Genomic DNA, 13,402 nt, shown 5'->3' with positions numbered 1-13,402 from the left:
ACCATAATCACTTACTCTTTTTCGCACTTACGCGATTATTTCGGTGTTTTATTCGGCACTCGCTAAGTAATTCATCAGGCGTTAGAACGTGGCCAGGTAAACACTTATTAACGACCTTATCTGTAAAATAAAAATCCCCCCGGGCACAGCTAACATCGTTATAAATTGGGCGCGATAAATTGCTCCCATACTGATGGCAAATAATCGCTTTACGTGCTCTAAGCAGCTTTAATTCCTCTGCATTTTGTGGGTTAAAAACGAGCGTTACGCGGTGTTCGGTAAACATGCAACCTGTATTAGCCGCATGATTAAGGCGCACTTTTTCGCTATCAGTTGTGCCCAAATTCACATAATCAAGCAGCCCTTTGTGCTGAGCATTTACGTGCCCGTACACAGCTCTTAGCGCTTCTGGGGTACCTGCAAACAAAACAATAATCATGTGCTCACCTTTTTGTTTTTCTTATTTGAAAACGCTTGTTGCCACTTTTCCAAATCAATCTTGTTTTCACTCTTTAACAAGATAATTTGACACTGTGTTGGGCGCGGGAATCGTTCGAGGGCGTAATAGCTATAAACGGTTCGGTGCAGCAAGCCTAAATGTGCTGCCGCATCCTTTGATGAACCACCAAACTTTGTATTTACCCACTCTGCAAATGTCATAAAAACACCTTGTGTGATTTTTATTTAACAATAACACGTATCGTGGTATTTAAAAATACTTATAGCATGCTTTTTGTGGGTTTGCAGCTAGCAATTAACACATTTTGTGTTACCATCTTAAAAATACACGGTTAACATGAGCAGCCTATGAAGACTCTTACAGTGAATGAACAAGGCCCAGCAACGATTAGTGAGCGCCTTAAAGAGCTAAGAACCAGCAAAAAACTGTTACAACGCGAAGCCGCAGCGATGGTTAATTTAAGCACCAATGCTTGGTCAAACTATGAAACGGGGTTACGTACCCCCAGTGGCGAGCTACTAAAAGAAATTGCTAAAGCGTTTAATGTGTCGCTTGAATACGTGCATGGTTTTAGTGCCAACATCGATGGCAGTTCGCCTCATTATGCAGTGAGCGATACAAGTGAAGTGGCACTTAGTCGCAAAACGTTAAAGTCTCTTAATATTTCAGAACATAACTTGCGTGAAGTAACAGTGACAGATGACGCTATGACAGATGCGTTTAACAAAGGCGAAACTGTGTTCATTGATACAGGTGTTACGCGTGTAACAAAGCAACCTGGCATCTATGCAATTCAAGATGATTCAGGGGTTGTTCTGCGAGGCATTCGCGGCGAGTTAGGTGGCGGTTTCACCCTGTTTGCTCACAACAAAAAAGATTACAGCGACCAACCAATGACAGAAAGCCAACTACAAAACCTCGGCATTATCGGGAAGTACATTGGCCACTGGCAATGGGCTGATAAAAAGCTGTAATGGCTTTTTTTCGCCACCACAAACCACACTTTGTGATCAACAAGGTATTTACACACAAAACGAAGGATTATCAAATGGCTACAGCCGCGCTAATACATCGAAACACTTTAAAGTCACTTAATCGCGAAGGTGGGCGCCTTCTTTCTATGAAGAACAACGCAGAGGCGATCATCCGTTTGAGTGAAGGGAGTATTACACCCGAAACCGTTGAACAAATTATTATGCATGCACTTGCTATACAGCACGATGCAGAAGATACACAGGCTGCGCTACAAAACACCGCCATTGCGATTGGCGATTTAAGCGTTACAGCACTCACACAACAAGGATAGCCGCCATGTTAAACGAGCATGAAAAAACGATATTAAACCAACTGGCCGAGGGCAAAACCAATTATGAAATTGGCAGTTCCCTTGGTTATAACCAAACCGAGTTAGGTGTGCAGCTGCGGTTCATGCAAGCAAAAGTTGGGGCTAAAACCCTTGCTCATTTAATGCACCGTGCTTGGCAGTTAGGGTTATTGGGCACTCGCACATTATGCCTTTGCTTGACTGTGTTAGGAGCAAGCCACATTAGCGACACAAAAGCCATGCGCCCCGTTCGTTTAGTTCGTACTCATGTTCGTGTAGCTCGACGCGTAGAGGTAGCATAATGGCGTCAATTAACAACCATGCTAGCAAAAGCACCAAACGGCATCGCGATACAACCCGTACACCTTTATGGCTCTTTGCTGCATTTAACAGCCAATACAACTATGTACTTGATGCTGCAGCAACAAAGCAATCGGCTTTATGTGATCACTTTTACACAAAGCAGCGCAATGCATTAAAGATAGATTGGTCTGCAGACATTATTCCATTTGAAGAAACGCCCGCTGTTTGGATAAACCCACCCTACAGCAACATTCTGCCATGGGTAGACAAAGGCGTAGAGCAGCAAAATAAAGGTGTATTAAGCACCTTACTCGTGCCGCGCGACAATCGTACCGAATGGTGGCCGCACGACAGAGCTAGCAAAATTATAGACATTGTTGGCTACTACGAAGAACAGGGCGTGTATAAAAGCGGGCCTAATAAAGGCGAGCCAAAATTAAAATGGCGCAGTGGCGGTATTCGCTTTATCAATTCACGAACTGGTAAAGAAGAACCTGCAGAACTCAACAAACCAATGTGCCTCATTGAGTTTAACCCACACCTAATTGGTCAGCCTTGCCAATTTGGCACAATTCAAAAAAACGTACTTATGGCCATGGGCCACAACGCATTAAACGAGAAATAACATGACAAACGAGCAACCAAGTCACGATCAGATCACAGACATACTAACTCAAGTACATTCATCTGATTTATTAACTTCATTTATCCATGCTTACAACCAAGAGCAAGCAGAAAGTGAAGAACAACAAACAATCCATAAGCTTTATAAACAAAACACAGCTGATGAAATCCAGATACTAAAATCTCAACTTGAAGCAGAAAAGCGCCTTGTTGCTTCTCAGCAAGAAAGCCTAGCGCAGCAAACAGAAGATTTAAAAAAAGCTGCTAAAGCGATTGAAGATGCGCAAACACTCGCAAAGACGACGACAGCGCAACTTAATCAAATAACAACACTAAAGCAGCAATTAGAAGCTGCTCAGCAAGCCGTTCGTGAACTAAAGCAACTCAACCCAGAAAAGCTAAAAGAACAAATAAAGCGCACTAAAGAGGCTAACGTAAAAGCCCAAGCGCGTAATAAAAAATTAATGCTTGAAGCTAAAGAATACCGCAAAACGATTGCCCACCATGAACAGCGTTATAACGAATGCATTAACAAAATACGTCAGCAAAAAGCAGAGCTAGAACATAACACAGGCGCGGGCCTATACCACAAAGGCAAAGATCACTTAATAATTTGGCCGCAAAAAACAAAAATGGCACGACCAGACGGCAGCATGTTTGAAAGCAGATCATTGTTATACCTACACCAAAGCGGGCGAGGTGGCTTAGTTACATTTGACCCAGAAACAGGCGCGCAACTTTGTGCAGCCCCCAAAGGCGGGTTAAGAATGGCCGATGAAACCATAGAATATGCAAAAGATTGGTTATTTACCGTTAACGAACTGCAAGATGGGGTGGTACACGATAAAGACATGATCCCCGTTAATCACAACCTTTAAGTTACAGGAATTTATCAATGCAAATTACATTTATCGAATTTAATAAAATCCGTAACGCGCGGGGTAAAGAAGCGGCACGATTCGACATTATTGATGACGATGGCGAAAGTTATTGGTTGTGGATGAGCAAACAAGACATAAAGCGCAACATTAAAGCATTTCCTGAGTGCGCCGAAGAATTAAGAAAAGGGCTTGCTGCGTATGGCTGATCTATCACCAGAAACTAAAGCCAGATTACATAAACAACTAGTTAAGCTAGGTGATATGATGGGCGATGGTTTACACCATGAAGCCGATGGCAAATGGATTGCAAAAGAGTACAAAAAAACACTCAAGGCGCTGGGATTAGTAAAGCCAGTAAAGCGCAATATAACTGGCATAAATGAAAGAATGGCTCAAAGAGTTAAAGAAGTTGTTTGCCAAAAATGCAGCTTTACCCTTGAGCAAACACGTTCAGGTTCAAAACGCGCAATTTGCTTAGCCTGCGGGGCAAAATACCAGTTACTTAAATAACACCTAATTGACAACGCGCCTTTGGCGGGGCTATAGTGAAAAGGCACTGGCAAAATCCAGTGTCGGGATTCGAACCCCGCTATCTTCCAAAGGTGCATGTCACCAGCTTTTTAGCTGGTTTTTTAATGCGCGCGCTTTAGCACACCCATATTATGGCAAGCTGGGCGAGGCCACTTCGGTGGGCCGTACCTTTGGAGCGGTAGTTCGAACCTCGTTTTAGCTTGCCACCAAGATTCGAACCTTTGGCGGTAAGTGTTATTTATTCCAAAGGAGTCAATTATGACCACAATTAACACCATCCCAACTAACGCCATTACTTGCGAAGAAAGTAAACTTGTTACCACATCATTAAAAATTGCTGAAGCATTCGGCAAGCGCCACACTCATATATTAGAAAAGATAAAAAGTTTAGATTGTTCTGATAAATTTACGTCAGCCAACTTTTCGGCTCACGTAGAAATTATTCAAGCTGGTACTGTTAAGCGAGAAAGCAAGGTGTACCAGATCACCAAAGACGGCTTTATGTTTTTAGTCATGGGGTTCACTGGCAAAAAAGCCGCTGCCATAAAAGAGGCGTACATTACCGCGTTTAACGCCATGGCCGAAAAGCTAAATAACCTACAATACGGCACATTAAGCCCCGCACAACAGCGGAAAATTCAACAAAAAGTTGGTTCGTTGGCACACAGTTACCCAAGCGAACAACGTCCTAGTATTTACAACCGTGTATATGGAAAATTAAAAACCACTTTTGGGGTTGCCAAATACGAGCAAATCCCCGCCCACTTATTTAGCCAGGCGTTAATCCTGATAGAGCAATTTAATTTAAGCAAACCCACAACCGAAACAGTACCTGCAATTGAACACCAGCATATTGATTTACCCGAGGCCAGCGTGCTGCAAAGTTATAAAATGACAGCCTTTAACTACGGCAGTACTTTATTACCTACTCCGATGGCGGCATTACTTAACCAGCTTATGTTAGCTGAAAAAAATAAAACCCCTGTATTAGTAACGAACGTGCGGACTGCTGCACGGGATCTTGATGGTTTGCTCGGATTATTACAGCAATACGATATGATTTTTAAGCAAATTCACAGCTTGAGCGAACCAAGCAAGCACGTTTAGCCTAAAAAAAACCCCGCTTATTGCGGGGTTTAACACTAATTATTAGTGTAACCACCACTTGCATTCATTTGCGTTGTTGGCCCTTCGCTAAATGTGTAATTAATAACTAGGCCATCTTCAATAAGCAAATCAAGTACCTTTTGATAGCCGGTTGTTTCAACCTTTGCTGTTACTAAGTACGACTGTACTTTTGTGTTCCCATTATTGTGGATATACATCCACTTTGTTTGAGTAGCGCTAATTGGTGTTTTTGAATAGGGCTCGCCAAACCACGTTTTAAGTTGCTCGACCGTCGTTTTACCTTTTTCAATATTCGCCACGTTTTCACTAGCAAAATCATTGCCCACCGAATAATTGCCACTCGCGCAACCAGCTAATGCCAAAGTTACACTTGCTGCTAATACAAACCCTTTCACTATATCGATTCCCTTTGCATTGTTATTAACTAGTTAAGGCTAATACCAAACAAAATTTACAGCAAGATTTAATCGGCTCACTTATAAAATAAATATTTATTAAATACTTTTTAAATATTACTTGCATATTTAAAAAGTATGTTTTACTTTAATTAGGCCAACAAGAGGAAACGAGCATGATTATAGTACTAGCACACCAAAAAGGCGGGGTTGGCAAAACCACCACTGCTTTAAATTTAGTCGAAATAATGAAACCGGACATCATAATTGACCAAGATGCACACGATGGTATTTCGTTCTTAAATGAATATAGAGAGCCAGGTAATAAACTAAATGTTATTCACGGCCTTGATAAAGCAAGCATGATCAAAACGCTAAGGCAAAGCGAACAAGGTAAAACGATTGTGGTTGACTGCGGCGGTTTCGATTCAGATGTAAACCGTGTAGCCATCGCCTTGGCCGATGTTGTTTTGGTACCAAGCAACGACGACATAAAAGAGGTTAAAGGGTTAAATCGCTTTAACGATATGCTCGTAGAAATAAGTAATGATTTAGGCGAACAACAAGTTGGCCATGTGTTCTTAACGCGAACGCACCCTAGCCGTAAACACTTTGAAGACTTCGAAGGCTTTGTGAATGAAATGTCTCATTTAAAAATGCTTTCTACCCGCATACCAACTAGCAAATTTCATAACATCGCACACTTTGAAGGTGTGGGCGTAACCGCACACCGAAAAACCAAATACAGCGATGCTGCAAGAGATATCAAAGCATTAGCGAAAGAAGTAACGCTTTTATTAGAGAGTAAGAAAGATGAACAATAAATTTAGCAAAATCGTCGATTCAAACATTGGCAAAGGTGCAGCGCTGAGTGAGAACAGGCAGCCTAGTGAAAAAACCACCAAATCAAAAGTATTGAACAGATTACCAGTAAGCTTAGAAGAACGCTTTAATAAGCTAAAAGAAGCTGGCAAATATCACGGTAACTTTAGCGCTTTTATTTATGACTCGATAGCTGAAAAGTTAGAGAAAGAGGAATAAAGGCAAGATAAAGCCGGTGAACTTCGACCCCCACCGGCTTAACACGCAACACCCAAAGAGGAACTTTAAATGTCACATAATACACAATATACAGCAATTGAAAAAATGCGTCTAATTGATTTACACACACTGTCACCAGAATTACTGGCTAATTGGCTTGCAACTAAGCCGCATTGGTTTCGAGAATCGATTGGCCGTTATTTAATTGAGTAACGCTGTCACCTAGCAATATGGCGATCCGCTGTGCTACACAAAGCAAATGCGGATCGTCCTCTGTTGCTCTAGCCAGAACCACCGCCAATGAGTGCGCTTCATTTATATTTTCGATTGTTGTTGCGCTTGAATTGTCCATAACTTATCCCTGAATAACGACTTAATCACCGCTGAAAAAGTACCATAAATTTCAGCGAATGCAATAAAAACTTACAAAATGTAAGTTTTGTGATTTTAAGGGAATGAAATTACAAAAAAAGTCGGTTACTATATCGGCAATAATAACAAGGTACCCGCATGTTTAAAAAGCAAGATAAACAACTAACTGCACAACAACAGCACGTTAAAGACGTGTTTCGCCGTGTTTGTTTAGCTTACCAATTAAATAACAATGCTGAGTTAGAAAGGCACTTAGGTTTGAGTACTTCTTTTTGCACAGCAAGAATAAATCGGGCGTCGTTACCTTATGAAGTTATTGACCAAACATGCCGTGAAACAGGCATAAGCTTTGATCAACTTTTATATGGTACCCCAGTGAAGCAAATAGACGGAAACGATCTGCTCGTAATTAAAAACGGCCTAATTAAAAGCTTACTTGAATTGAAAGGTGGCGGTTTTATTAATAAAGCCGACACACCTGATGACATAGAGAACCTAGCAAAGATTCAAGCGGCCAGCATAGAACATGAATTAAATTTACACTGGACTAAAAACAAAAAAGACAGCGCTTAGCTGTCTTTTTTGTCTTGGTTAAACTTAGCGTAAATAACGCGACTATTACTTTTTTCTTCATATTGCCGCATTAGCTCACCTAAACTCAATTCAGGCTCAGGCTCTTTTGAGCTTAAATCTATATCAGCTAACTCAAAATCATAACGATGCATCGTTGTTGATTTACCAATCATTAATTCAAGATCTGTTTTAATTTTTTCAGCTTTAGCATGTAACTCAAAAGCGCGTGTTGGGTTAGTTTCATTTTTGAAATCAATAGACAAACGAGCATATTGCTCGGACAACTTGCGAACTTGGTTTTCAAAGTAACGGTTTTTCATTGTGTAGACTGTGCTTATTACAAGCAAAACGATACAAAGCAATATCGCAACAATAAATGCTGTTGTCATTCTTGCCTCCTTGGCAAATTTAAGCCAATTATACACCCAAAACGCGTGCGTAGAATATTAGGAAAAAGCATGGCTATTGCAAGTAATATGCTTACAGATAATACAGTTACACTATAAATGTAGTGTAGCCATTCATGCGTTTCTTGTGTATTTAAAACCACAAACTTGAACCATATAATAAGATGTGAAACCGCTACTATCCCAGTAAGCTTGATAACAGCCAAGAATAATAAACCAAACTTAAAGCTTAAATGAGTATGCAACCAGTAAGCTACATACATACTGAGCATATTGATCGCAAATAATGCCAAGTAAACATTTTGTGCCGAATGCCAATTACCTGTCTCGGCGATATATACAAATACACGTTCCATCAATAACGATGTAAGCAAGTACTTTACACATACCACCGCTATCGATAAAAAGTCTGTAAATAACTCTTTATTAAAGTGGGCGCGATAAATTGAGCGAATTAATGCAACAACATATGCAAATGCTACAACACTTTGCAATGAAAACACTTCATGTGTAGACCTTACAATCATAAATTCATTATATAATTCAGCTATGTAGTCGAACATGCCCACTCCTTTGATAGAGTGGATAGAATATCTCTTTGGGCACAAAAAAACCAGCTATAAAGCTGGCTTTCACTGACGAATCAATTTTAGTTTTCTTTTTTCTTGGGTGGTAAAATAATAATACCCGCAGAGCCATTAAGCTCTTTTTTCTTTGGTGGCTGAATAATGATTCCCGCAGATCCTTGAAGTTTACGCGTATCAATATTTGCCACTGGTAATGCGCCAGTTGAAAGAGTGCTTAGTAAAAGTGCTGATAATGTCATGTATATATTTCCTTAATAGTAGTTAACCCCCTTCTTTAGCAATTTACTTGCCATCTTTAATTTGACACTAAGCACACTTTAGGGTTTACCCTAGAGTTTATTAAATTCGCTTTGATATCAGCCCACTATGTAAACTCTAGCGATACTAAAACAACCCTAAAGTTGAAAGGCACGGATTGGCAAAGAATTACGCATATATACGCATTAGCGATGGCCATAAACAGGACTCGAAAGGCCAGCGCGATAAAATCACCCGTTACGCTGAGCAACACGGGCTATTTATATACAAATGGTATGAATACACACTGAGCGGTTCACAAACCGACAAAGCCCAGCGCGGGCTTGTTGATTTAATCGAGCGTCTTGCGCCAGGTGATCGCGTATTAGTTAATGACATTGAACGACTAGGCCGAGATTCAATCAGCGATATAATGGAAGTGACCACCCGGATTATAAATGCCGGGGCAGAGCTTCATTTTTGCTTAACTGGTGACACCCTCACACCCAGCCATAAAAACGACATTGGCCAATTCTTTATACAAATAGGGCAAGCTTTTGCCGCTCAAGACTTCAGCAAACAACGCAGCCGCAAAGCAAAAGCAGCAGCTAAGCGCCGCCAAGAACAGGGCTTACCTGCAGGACGGGCTAAAGGTGCGATTATTAAAAGCAAACTTGATACAACCGAAAACCAAATACTTTTTTGGTTAAGCCAAGATGTATTTAAAAGTGAAATTGCGAGGCGCTTAGGTGTAAGCAGCACCGCATTAATAAAATGGCTTGATCGCCGTGATGAACTAATATGCCAAGCCCGCGAACGGGGCCTGTACGAAAACGGATTAAGTATTAGTGAAATAAAAGCCCGACTTAAACGGAAAAACCCCAAGAACTAACCCTGCCTATTTGATTAATATTTGCATTGCAACCCCAATCGGTCTATATTTAGACTTCAAGTCCATATTTAGACTAACCTCAATTTATAGACTTGCGATCAACTATTGGAGGAAGAATGGATGGCACTAATTGCAACAATCAGCGAAATGAAAGCTAAAGCGGCAAGCTTGCCTGACGAACTCGGCTTTGCTCCGTTGTTTGTCACTCAAAACGGTAAAGAATCGTTAGTAGTACAAACACACGAAGCATTCGAGCGTCAGCAAGAAAAAATAGCCTTTATGGAGCTATTAATTAATTCACGAAAAGACATTGAAGAAGGTAAAACCGCGCCTATCGATGACTTTTTAAGTTCAATTTAAAACAGGCAGACTATGAACAATGTAAATATTGAAATTACTGAATACGCACAAGACCTCGTTAAAGACGCTATTAAATGGCACGCTAAATCTCACGGCATGAGCTCAGCAAGAGATACCATAAAAGCCACTATTGGCGATTGGAAAAATCAGCTCCTTGTTTTGCCAGAATCAGGCAAACAATGTGAGTATTACGACTCACCTATTTTCAGAGAAATGATTAAAGGTGATTATCGATTTATATATGAAATACGCCGTGAAGGTGATACTTTCAATATTTACTTATTAATATTCTGTCATGTACGCATGAACTATAAAACGCTTATCGATGATCATCGATGGCGAACACGATTTTAAAGATAAGGCCAGCTACAAAGCTGGCCTTTTTGTGGGCTTAAGTGCGGATCAAAGCGTAACCTTTCAGCGTTCTGCGGTTGCGCCCATGAGCACTAATAGTTAGCGGGCTACGAATGTCTATTAGCTGTGTCGGTGCCGTACTACTGAGTTTCTATAGCTGAGCGCCGCACTTAATTTACTGAATTTTTGCTATCTAATATTTTTAGCATACCATCAACTTTATTTGCCCTTAGCATACGTTTAATTTCAGTATTACTATAACGATCCTTTAGCATTAAGAGCATTACACCTATAACATTAGCAGCAAAGTCGACAGGCTCTTTATTTCTTTGAGTCACTATAACCTCTCATTTGAACATCAAATCTGGTTACGCCATGTTTATTTAACAGCGCGGCAAGCTGATCAAGTCGCCAAGTGCGCAGTTCGTCAACACGGCCATGACGAACTGTAAACGCTGTTTGCGTATTAGCAATGATGGCGATAACATGAAACTTATTGCGTTCGGTGCTTTGATTGGCAATCACTTTATTGATTGCTCGCGTTTTCAGTAAGCGTAAAAACTCACCTTCTTTTACTCTGTTAAATTCAACCGCCATTACATTTCGTCATTTTGTAGTGTTTATTTTGTCATTTTGTCGGTAAACGCCGAGTAAATCAAATATAAGATACTCATTAGGTGGATCGTGGCGCCCAATCACATGCCACTGCCCTTCTTTATATATTTGATACGTTGTGTCGAACTCGCCGCGATGTATCGATGGCAGCTCAATCACATTAAATTGCTCTCTTACACATGCCAGGTATCTTATAAATACAGCGTGCTTTACTTGTTTTTGCACTTTCATTTTATAGTGCTTCTAAGTTCCGACTCTTTTGCTTTGATTTTTGCTATCAGCTCGATTGTTGGTTTTAGCGATATATCAGCATCGGAGTAACCAAGCTTATTTAAAAAATGATGCTCTGCTCTCGATATCTTTATTAGGTTAGATGGGTCTAAATTTAATTTGTTATCATCTTTAAAGCGCACAACATCGCCCACCTCTAAATCACCAAAATTATTTTGATAAATTATGCGGTGTTTATATTCCCACCTTTTTGGCTCTGCTACTTTAATTTCGATATACCCATCAACATTTATACGCTCGGAACCTACAGGCTTATGATTATGGGGTACGTTACCTTTTTTAAATGAGCCAGAATTCTTTTTTAGAATTCCTTTTGTTCCTTTTGACCAGCTAGGTTGGCCCTTTTGAAAATGCCCTGTTCTCCCACTGTTTATTTTGTTATTTTTAACAAACCCAACAATTTGTGAAACTTTAAACTCTGTCTGAAACTCATCATTCAAAGCTTTGGTTAATCCCTTACGACCTAGCGCGGCGTAATTATCTCTTATAAATTTCACCTGTTCTTTACTGAACAGTTTTGATACTCCCTTCATTATTTCGCCAGTAGTTCGACCGTTTCGAAACCCCCTTGCCTTCATGTTACCTCTAAGCTGCTCAGGCTTTCGATTTGTTCCAAACTTCTTATTAAACAATTCAGTTGTTTCACCAATACTCAATTTTGAATACAAACCAGTCGCGTAATCATACATTTCTTGTGTGAACATAAAATCAGACATATTAAGCATCTTTTTTTGTTTTACTTACGAGCATTTCTGGCAAATCTGGCGTTGGCCGTGCGCCAAATTCAGATTTAAACTTTTCAGCATCTAAAGCAAGCTTGGCGTTATCTACAACAACTTTACCTAACTTTGTCATTTCAGAGCTTCGTTTTATCTCATCTTGAAGTGCTGTACCCTTTAAGTCTTCATCGCTTAATCTTTCAAGTTGTGCAAACAAATGATTATTAAGATCTACAAGTGAATTTTTCATCTACATACCCGTCAATATTTCAAATTGTGAACTAATTAGAATATAACACAAAACGTGTTACCGAGTTATATTTATAGCATGCTCTTTATGACTTTGCAGCAATAAATTTAAGTGAGTGGGAGGTTTGTTTTTTTGCGTTAAAAATATTTAATGAATATATATTAAATATTTAATAAGTATCTTATGAATACTTTATGTTTATTTAGATGATGCATACGCGATGCTGATTGGCTACCATCAAAGATTAGCCACAACTTAAGGATAGGATCACATGGCAGAAAAAAAGCGCACTTCACTTTTTACATATTTGGTTTTAGCAGGTGTTATTGGGGCTGTTTACTTAAGTACGCAACAAACACAAGAATCGGTGCAACTTGCACCGGCTAAAGCAAGTCAATTTCAGACTATTATGCAACAGCTAAGCATGACGTTTGATCAAAGCACGTTAGATAACGGCCAACTACAAGTTAAATTCACACTGAATAATAACAGCGCAAACACTATCGCCAACATCGAATTTAGATGCACTGAATTTGACAACGCTAACAAAAGACTTACCCGCTATGTGCAAATAGAGCCTAGCGCGTTACTACCAAACAGCACTGGTGAATATACTCACATTATGGGCCTGTCTCACCCAAGCGCACATGCAACGCAATGTGTAGTTATGAACTTTAAATATAATTAAACAGGGGATAAATAGGATTATTAAACGGGGTAATTTGGAAGCGAGCGGCCTCGGTGACTCCACCGAAGCACAAACGCCGACTGAGTTAGCTCAATCCATTTATAATGATTATCTTTACGTAGTCTTTAGCAGTCAACTATATAGGGTATATCAAGCCATAAAAATACTTTATAAATATTTTTAAAGTATTCACCAAATATTTTAAAACTCGCTCACTACCCCAGCGCGGCACAATAAGCCGCGCCAGGCGCTATAACTTATTTTTCGATGCTCTGGTTTATCGGTTGCTGTTTCCCACTTACGAACAACGGTAGAACCTTTGTGGTTCCACGATACACCAACTATTTTTGCAACGTCTGTTTGTGACCAA

The 13,402-nt window shown here is 40.0% G+C and carries 27 protein-coding genes; 15 read left to right on the top strand and 12 right to left on the bottom strand.

Annotated elements, in window-relative coordinates; genetic code table 11:
- Positions 1-7: 7 nt before the first annotated feature.
- On the bottom strand, positions 8-439 hold the full coding sequence (locus CWB80_RS09370; protein ID WP_138599496.1) for a hypothetical protein: 432 nt from the start codon (positions 437-439) through the stop codon (positions 8-10).
- The gene (locus CWB80_RS09365; protein ID WP_138599495.1) at positions 436-660 is read right to left on the bottom strand and encodes a hypothetical protein; all 225 of its coding nucleotides are present in this window, start codon (positions 658-660) and stop codon (positions 436-438) included. The genes CWB80_RS09370 and CWB80_RS09365 overlap by 4 nt, the downstream gene beginning before the upstream one ends.
- Positions 661-807: 147 nt before the next feature.
- Here CWB80_RS09365 and CWB80_RS09360 point away from each other — a divergent pair, with 147 nt between their 5' ends.
- From CWB80_RS09360 to CWB80_RS09325, 8 genes are all read left to right on the top strand, one after another.
- Positions 808-1,434, top strand: coding sequence for a LexA family transcriptional regulator (locus CWB80_RS09360; RefSeq protein WP_138599494.1), 627 nt, complete (start codon positions 808-810; stop codon positions 1,432-1,434).
- Positions 1,435-1,508: 74 nt separating this feature from the next.
- On the top strand, positions 1,509-1,766 hold the full coding sequence (locus CWB80_RS09355; protein ID WP_138599493.1) for a hypothetical protein: 258 nt from the start codon (positions 1,509-1,511) through the stop codon (positions 1,764-1,766).
- Between the two features lie 5 nt (positions 1,767-1,771).
- On the top strand, positions 1,772-2,086 hold the full coding sequence (locus tag CWB80_RS09350) for a helix-turn-helix domain-containing protein (RefSeq protein ID WP_138599492.1): 315 nt from the start codon (positions 1,772-1,774) through the stop codon (positions 2,084-2,086).
- Complete coding sequence (locus CWB80_RS09345; protein WP_138686276.1) at positions 2,086-2,712, top strand: DNA N-6-adenine-methyltransferase; 627 nt, start codon at positions 2,086-2,088, stop codon at positions 2,710-2,712. The genes CWB80_RS09350 and CWB80_RS09345 overlap by 1 nt, the downstream gene beginning before the upstream one ends.
- A 1-nt stretch (position 2,713) precedes the next feature.
- Positions 2,714-3,589 carry a coiled-coil domain-containing protein gene (locus tag CWB80_RS09340; RefSeq protein WP_138599548.1) on the top strand — a complete coding sequence of 292 codons (876 nt, stop codon included), beginning with the start codon at positions 2,714-2,716 and terminating at the stop codon, positions 3,587-3,589.
- A gap of 17 nt (positions 3,590-3,606) precedes the next feature.
- Positions 3,607-3,798, top strand: coding sequence for a hypothetical protein (locus CWB80_RS09335; protein WP_138599547.1), 192 nt, complete (start codon positions 3,607-3,609; stop codon positions 3,796-3,798).
- Positions 3,791-4,102: a hypothetical protein gene (locus CWB80_RS09330; RefSeq protein WP_138599546.1), complete on the top strand. Its 312-nt coding sequence runs from the start codon at positions 3,791-3,793 to the stop codon at positions 4,100-4,102. Before CWB80_RS09335 ends, CWB80_RS09330 begins: the two co-directional genes overlap by 8 nt.
- Positions 4,103-4,381: 279 nt before the next feature.
- Positions 4,382-5,230 (top strand): Rha family transcriptional regulator, encoded by an 849-nt coding sequence (locus CWB80_RS09325; protein WP_138599545.1) that lies wholly within the window; start codon positions 4,382-4,384, stop codon positions 5,228-5,230.
- A 35-nt stretch (positions 5,231-5,265) separates the two neighbouring features.
- Here the strand turns inward: CWB80_RS09325 and CWB80_RS09320 are convergent, their stop codons facing one another.
- Positions 5,266-5,646: a hypothetical protein gene (locus CWB80_RS09320; protein WP_138599544.1), complete on the bottom strand. Its 381-nt coding sequence runs from the start codon at positions 5,644-5,646 to the stop codon at positions 5,266-5,268.
- A gap of 176 nt (positions 5,647-5,822) precedes the next feature.
- Between CWB80_RS09320 and CWB80_RS09315 the strand changes: the two genes are divergently transcribed.
- Both CWB80_RS09315 and CWB80_RS09310 read left to right on the top strand, forming a co-directional pair.
- The gene (locus CWB80_RS09315) at positions 5,823-6,470 is read left to right on the top strand and encodes a ParA family protein (protein ID WP_138599543.1); all 648 of its coding nucleotides are present in this window, start codon (positions 5,823-5,825) and stop codon (positions 6,468-6,470) included.
- A complete protein-coding gene (locus tag CWB80_RS09310; protein WP_138599542.1) occupies positions 6,460-6,687 on the top strand; it encodes a hypothetical protein in 228 nt (75 codons plus the stop codon). Before CWB80_RS09315 ends, CWB80_RS09310 begins: the two co-directional genes overlap by 11 nt.
- 163 nt (positions 6,688-6,850) lie before the next feature.
- Here CWB80_RS09310 and CWB80_RS22495 read toward each other — a convergent pair whose 3' ends face one another.
- Positions 6,851-7,039 (bottom strand): hypothetical protein, encoded by a 189-nt coding sequence (locus tag CWB80_RS22495; protein WP_171041509.1) that lies wholly within the window; start codon positions 7,037-7,039, stop codon positions 6,851-6,853.
- Between the two features lie 158 nt (positions 7,040-7,197).
- On the opposite strand from CWB80_RS22495, the gene CWB80_RS09305 reads away from it, so the two are divergent.
- Positions 7,198-7,632: a helix-turn-helix domain-containing protein gene (locus tag CWB80_RS09305; protein WP_058584047.1), complete on the top strand. Its 435-nt coding sequence runs from the start codon at positions 7,198-7,200 to the stop codon at positions 7,630-7,632.
- Here the strand turns inward: CWB80_RS09305 and CWB80_RS09300 are convergent.
- From CWB80_RS09300 to CWB80_RS22490, 3 genes are all read right to left on the bottom strand, one after another.
- The gene (locus CWB80_RS09300; protein WP_138599541.1) at positions 7,629-8,021 is read right to left on the bottom strand and encodes a hypothetical protein; all 393 of its coding nucleotides are present in this window, start codon (positions 8,019-8,021) and stop codon (positions 7,629-7,631) included. The genes CWB80_RS09305 and CWB80_RS09300 overlap by 4 nt on opposite strands.
- Complete coding sequence (locus tag CWB80_RS09295) at positions 8,018-8,602, bottom strand: hypothetical protein (protein ID WP_138599540.1); 585 nt, start codon at positions 8,600-8,602, stop codon at positions 8,018-8,020. The genes CWB80_RS09300 and CWB80_RS09295 overlap by 4 nt, the downstream gene beginning before the upstream one ends.
- 86 nt (positions 8,603-8,688) lie before the next feature.
- Positions 8,689-8,865, bottom strand: a complete 177-nt coding sequence (locus CWB80_RS22490; RefSeq protein WP_171041508.1) for a hypothetical protein — start codon at positions 8,863-8,865, stop codon at positions 8,689-8,691.
- Between the two features lie 176 nt (positions 8,866-9,041).
- Between CWB80_RS22490 and CWB80_RS09290 the strand changes: the two genes are divergently transcribed.
- From CWB80_RS09290 to CWB80_RS09280, 3 genes are all read left to right on the top strand, one after another.
- Positions 9,042-9,755, top strand: a complete 714-nt coding sequence (locus CWB80_RS09290) for a recombinase family protein (RefSeq protein WP_138599539.1) — start codon at positions 9,042-9,044, stop codon at positions 9,753-9,755.
- Positions 9,756-9,875: 120 nt separating this feature from the next.
- Positions 9,876-10,115, top strand: coding sequence for a type II toxin-antitoxin system Phd/YefM family antitoxin (locus CWB80_RS09285; RefSeq protein ID WP_138599538.1), 240 nt, complete (start codon positions 9,876-9,878; stop codon positions 10,113-10,115).
- A 12-nt stretch (positions 10,116-10,127) separates the two neighbouring features.
- The gene (locus CWB80_RS09280; protein WP_138599537.1) at positions 10,128-10,469 is read left to right on the top strand and encodes a type II toxin-antitoxin system RelE/ParE family toxin; all 342 of its coding nucleotides are present in this window, start codon (positions 10,128-10,130) and stop codon (positions 10,467-10,469) included.
- A gap of 170 nt (positions 10,470-10,639) precedes the next feature.
- On the opposite strand, the gene CWB80_RS22485 is transcribed toward CWB80_RS09280, so the two are convergent.
- Genes CWB80_RS22485 through CWB80_RS09260 form a run of 5 tightly spaced genes read right to left on the bottom strand, consistent with a single transcriptional unit; the run spans position 10,640 to position 12,344 of the window.
- Positions 10,640-10,807: a hypothetical protein gene (locus tag CWB80_RS22485; RefSeq protein ID WP_171041507.1), complete on the bottom strand. Its 168-nt coding sequence runs from the start codon at positions 10,805-10,807 to the stop codon at positions 10,640-10,642.
- A complete protein-coding gene (locus CWB80_RS09275; protein ID WP_138599536.1) occupies positions 10,791-11,066 on the bottom strand; it encodes a hypothetical protein in 276 nt (91 codons plus the stop codon). The genes CWB80_RS22485 and CWB80_RS09275 overlap by 17 nt, the downstream gene beginning before the upstream one ends.
- Before the next feature lie 9 nt (positions 11,067-11,075).
- The gene (locus CWB80_RS09270; RefSeq protein WP_138599535.1) at positions 11,076-11,315 is read right to left on the bottom strand and encodes a hypothetical protein; all 240 of its coding nucleotides are present in this window, start codon (positions 11,313-11,315) and stop codon (positions 11,076-11,078) included.
- The gene (locus CWB80_RS09265) at positions 11,312-12,091 is read right to left on the bottom strand and encodes an HNH endonuclease signature motif containing protein (protein WP_171041506.1); all 780 of its coding nucleotides are present in this window, start codon (positions 12,089-12,091) and stop codon (positions 11,312-11,314) included. The genes CWB80_RS09270 and CWB80_RS09265 overlap by 4 nt, the downstream gene beginning before the upstream one ends.
- A 1-nt stretch (position 12,092) precedes the next feature.
- The gene (locus CWB80_RS09260) at positions 12,093-12,344 is read right to left on the bottom strand and encodes a hypothetical protein (protein ID WP_138599533.1); all 252 of its coding nucleotides are present in this window, start codon (positions 12,342-12,344) and stop codon (positions 12,093-12,095) included.
- Between the two features lie 271 nt (positions 12,345-12,615).
- Between CWB80_RS09260 and CWB80_RS09255 the strand changes: the two genes are divergently transcribed.
- Complete coding sequence (locus CWB80_RS09255; protein WP_138599532.1) at positions 12,616-13,032, top strand: hypothetical protein; 417 nt, start codon at positions 12,616-12,618, stop codon at positions 13,030-13,032.
- Positions 13,033-13,402: the final 370 nt, after the last annotated feature.

The sequence above is a fragment of the Pseudoalteromonas sp. S1650 genome (genome assembly GCF_005887195.1).
GTDB classification, from domain to species: Bacteria; Pseudomonadota; Gammaproteobacteria; order Enterobacterales; family Alteromonadaceae; genus Pseudoalteromonas; species Pseudoalteromonas simplex.
This window is presented reverse-complemented; position numbering and strand designations above follow the sequence as displayed.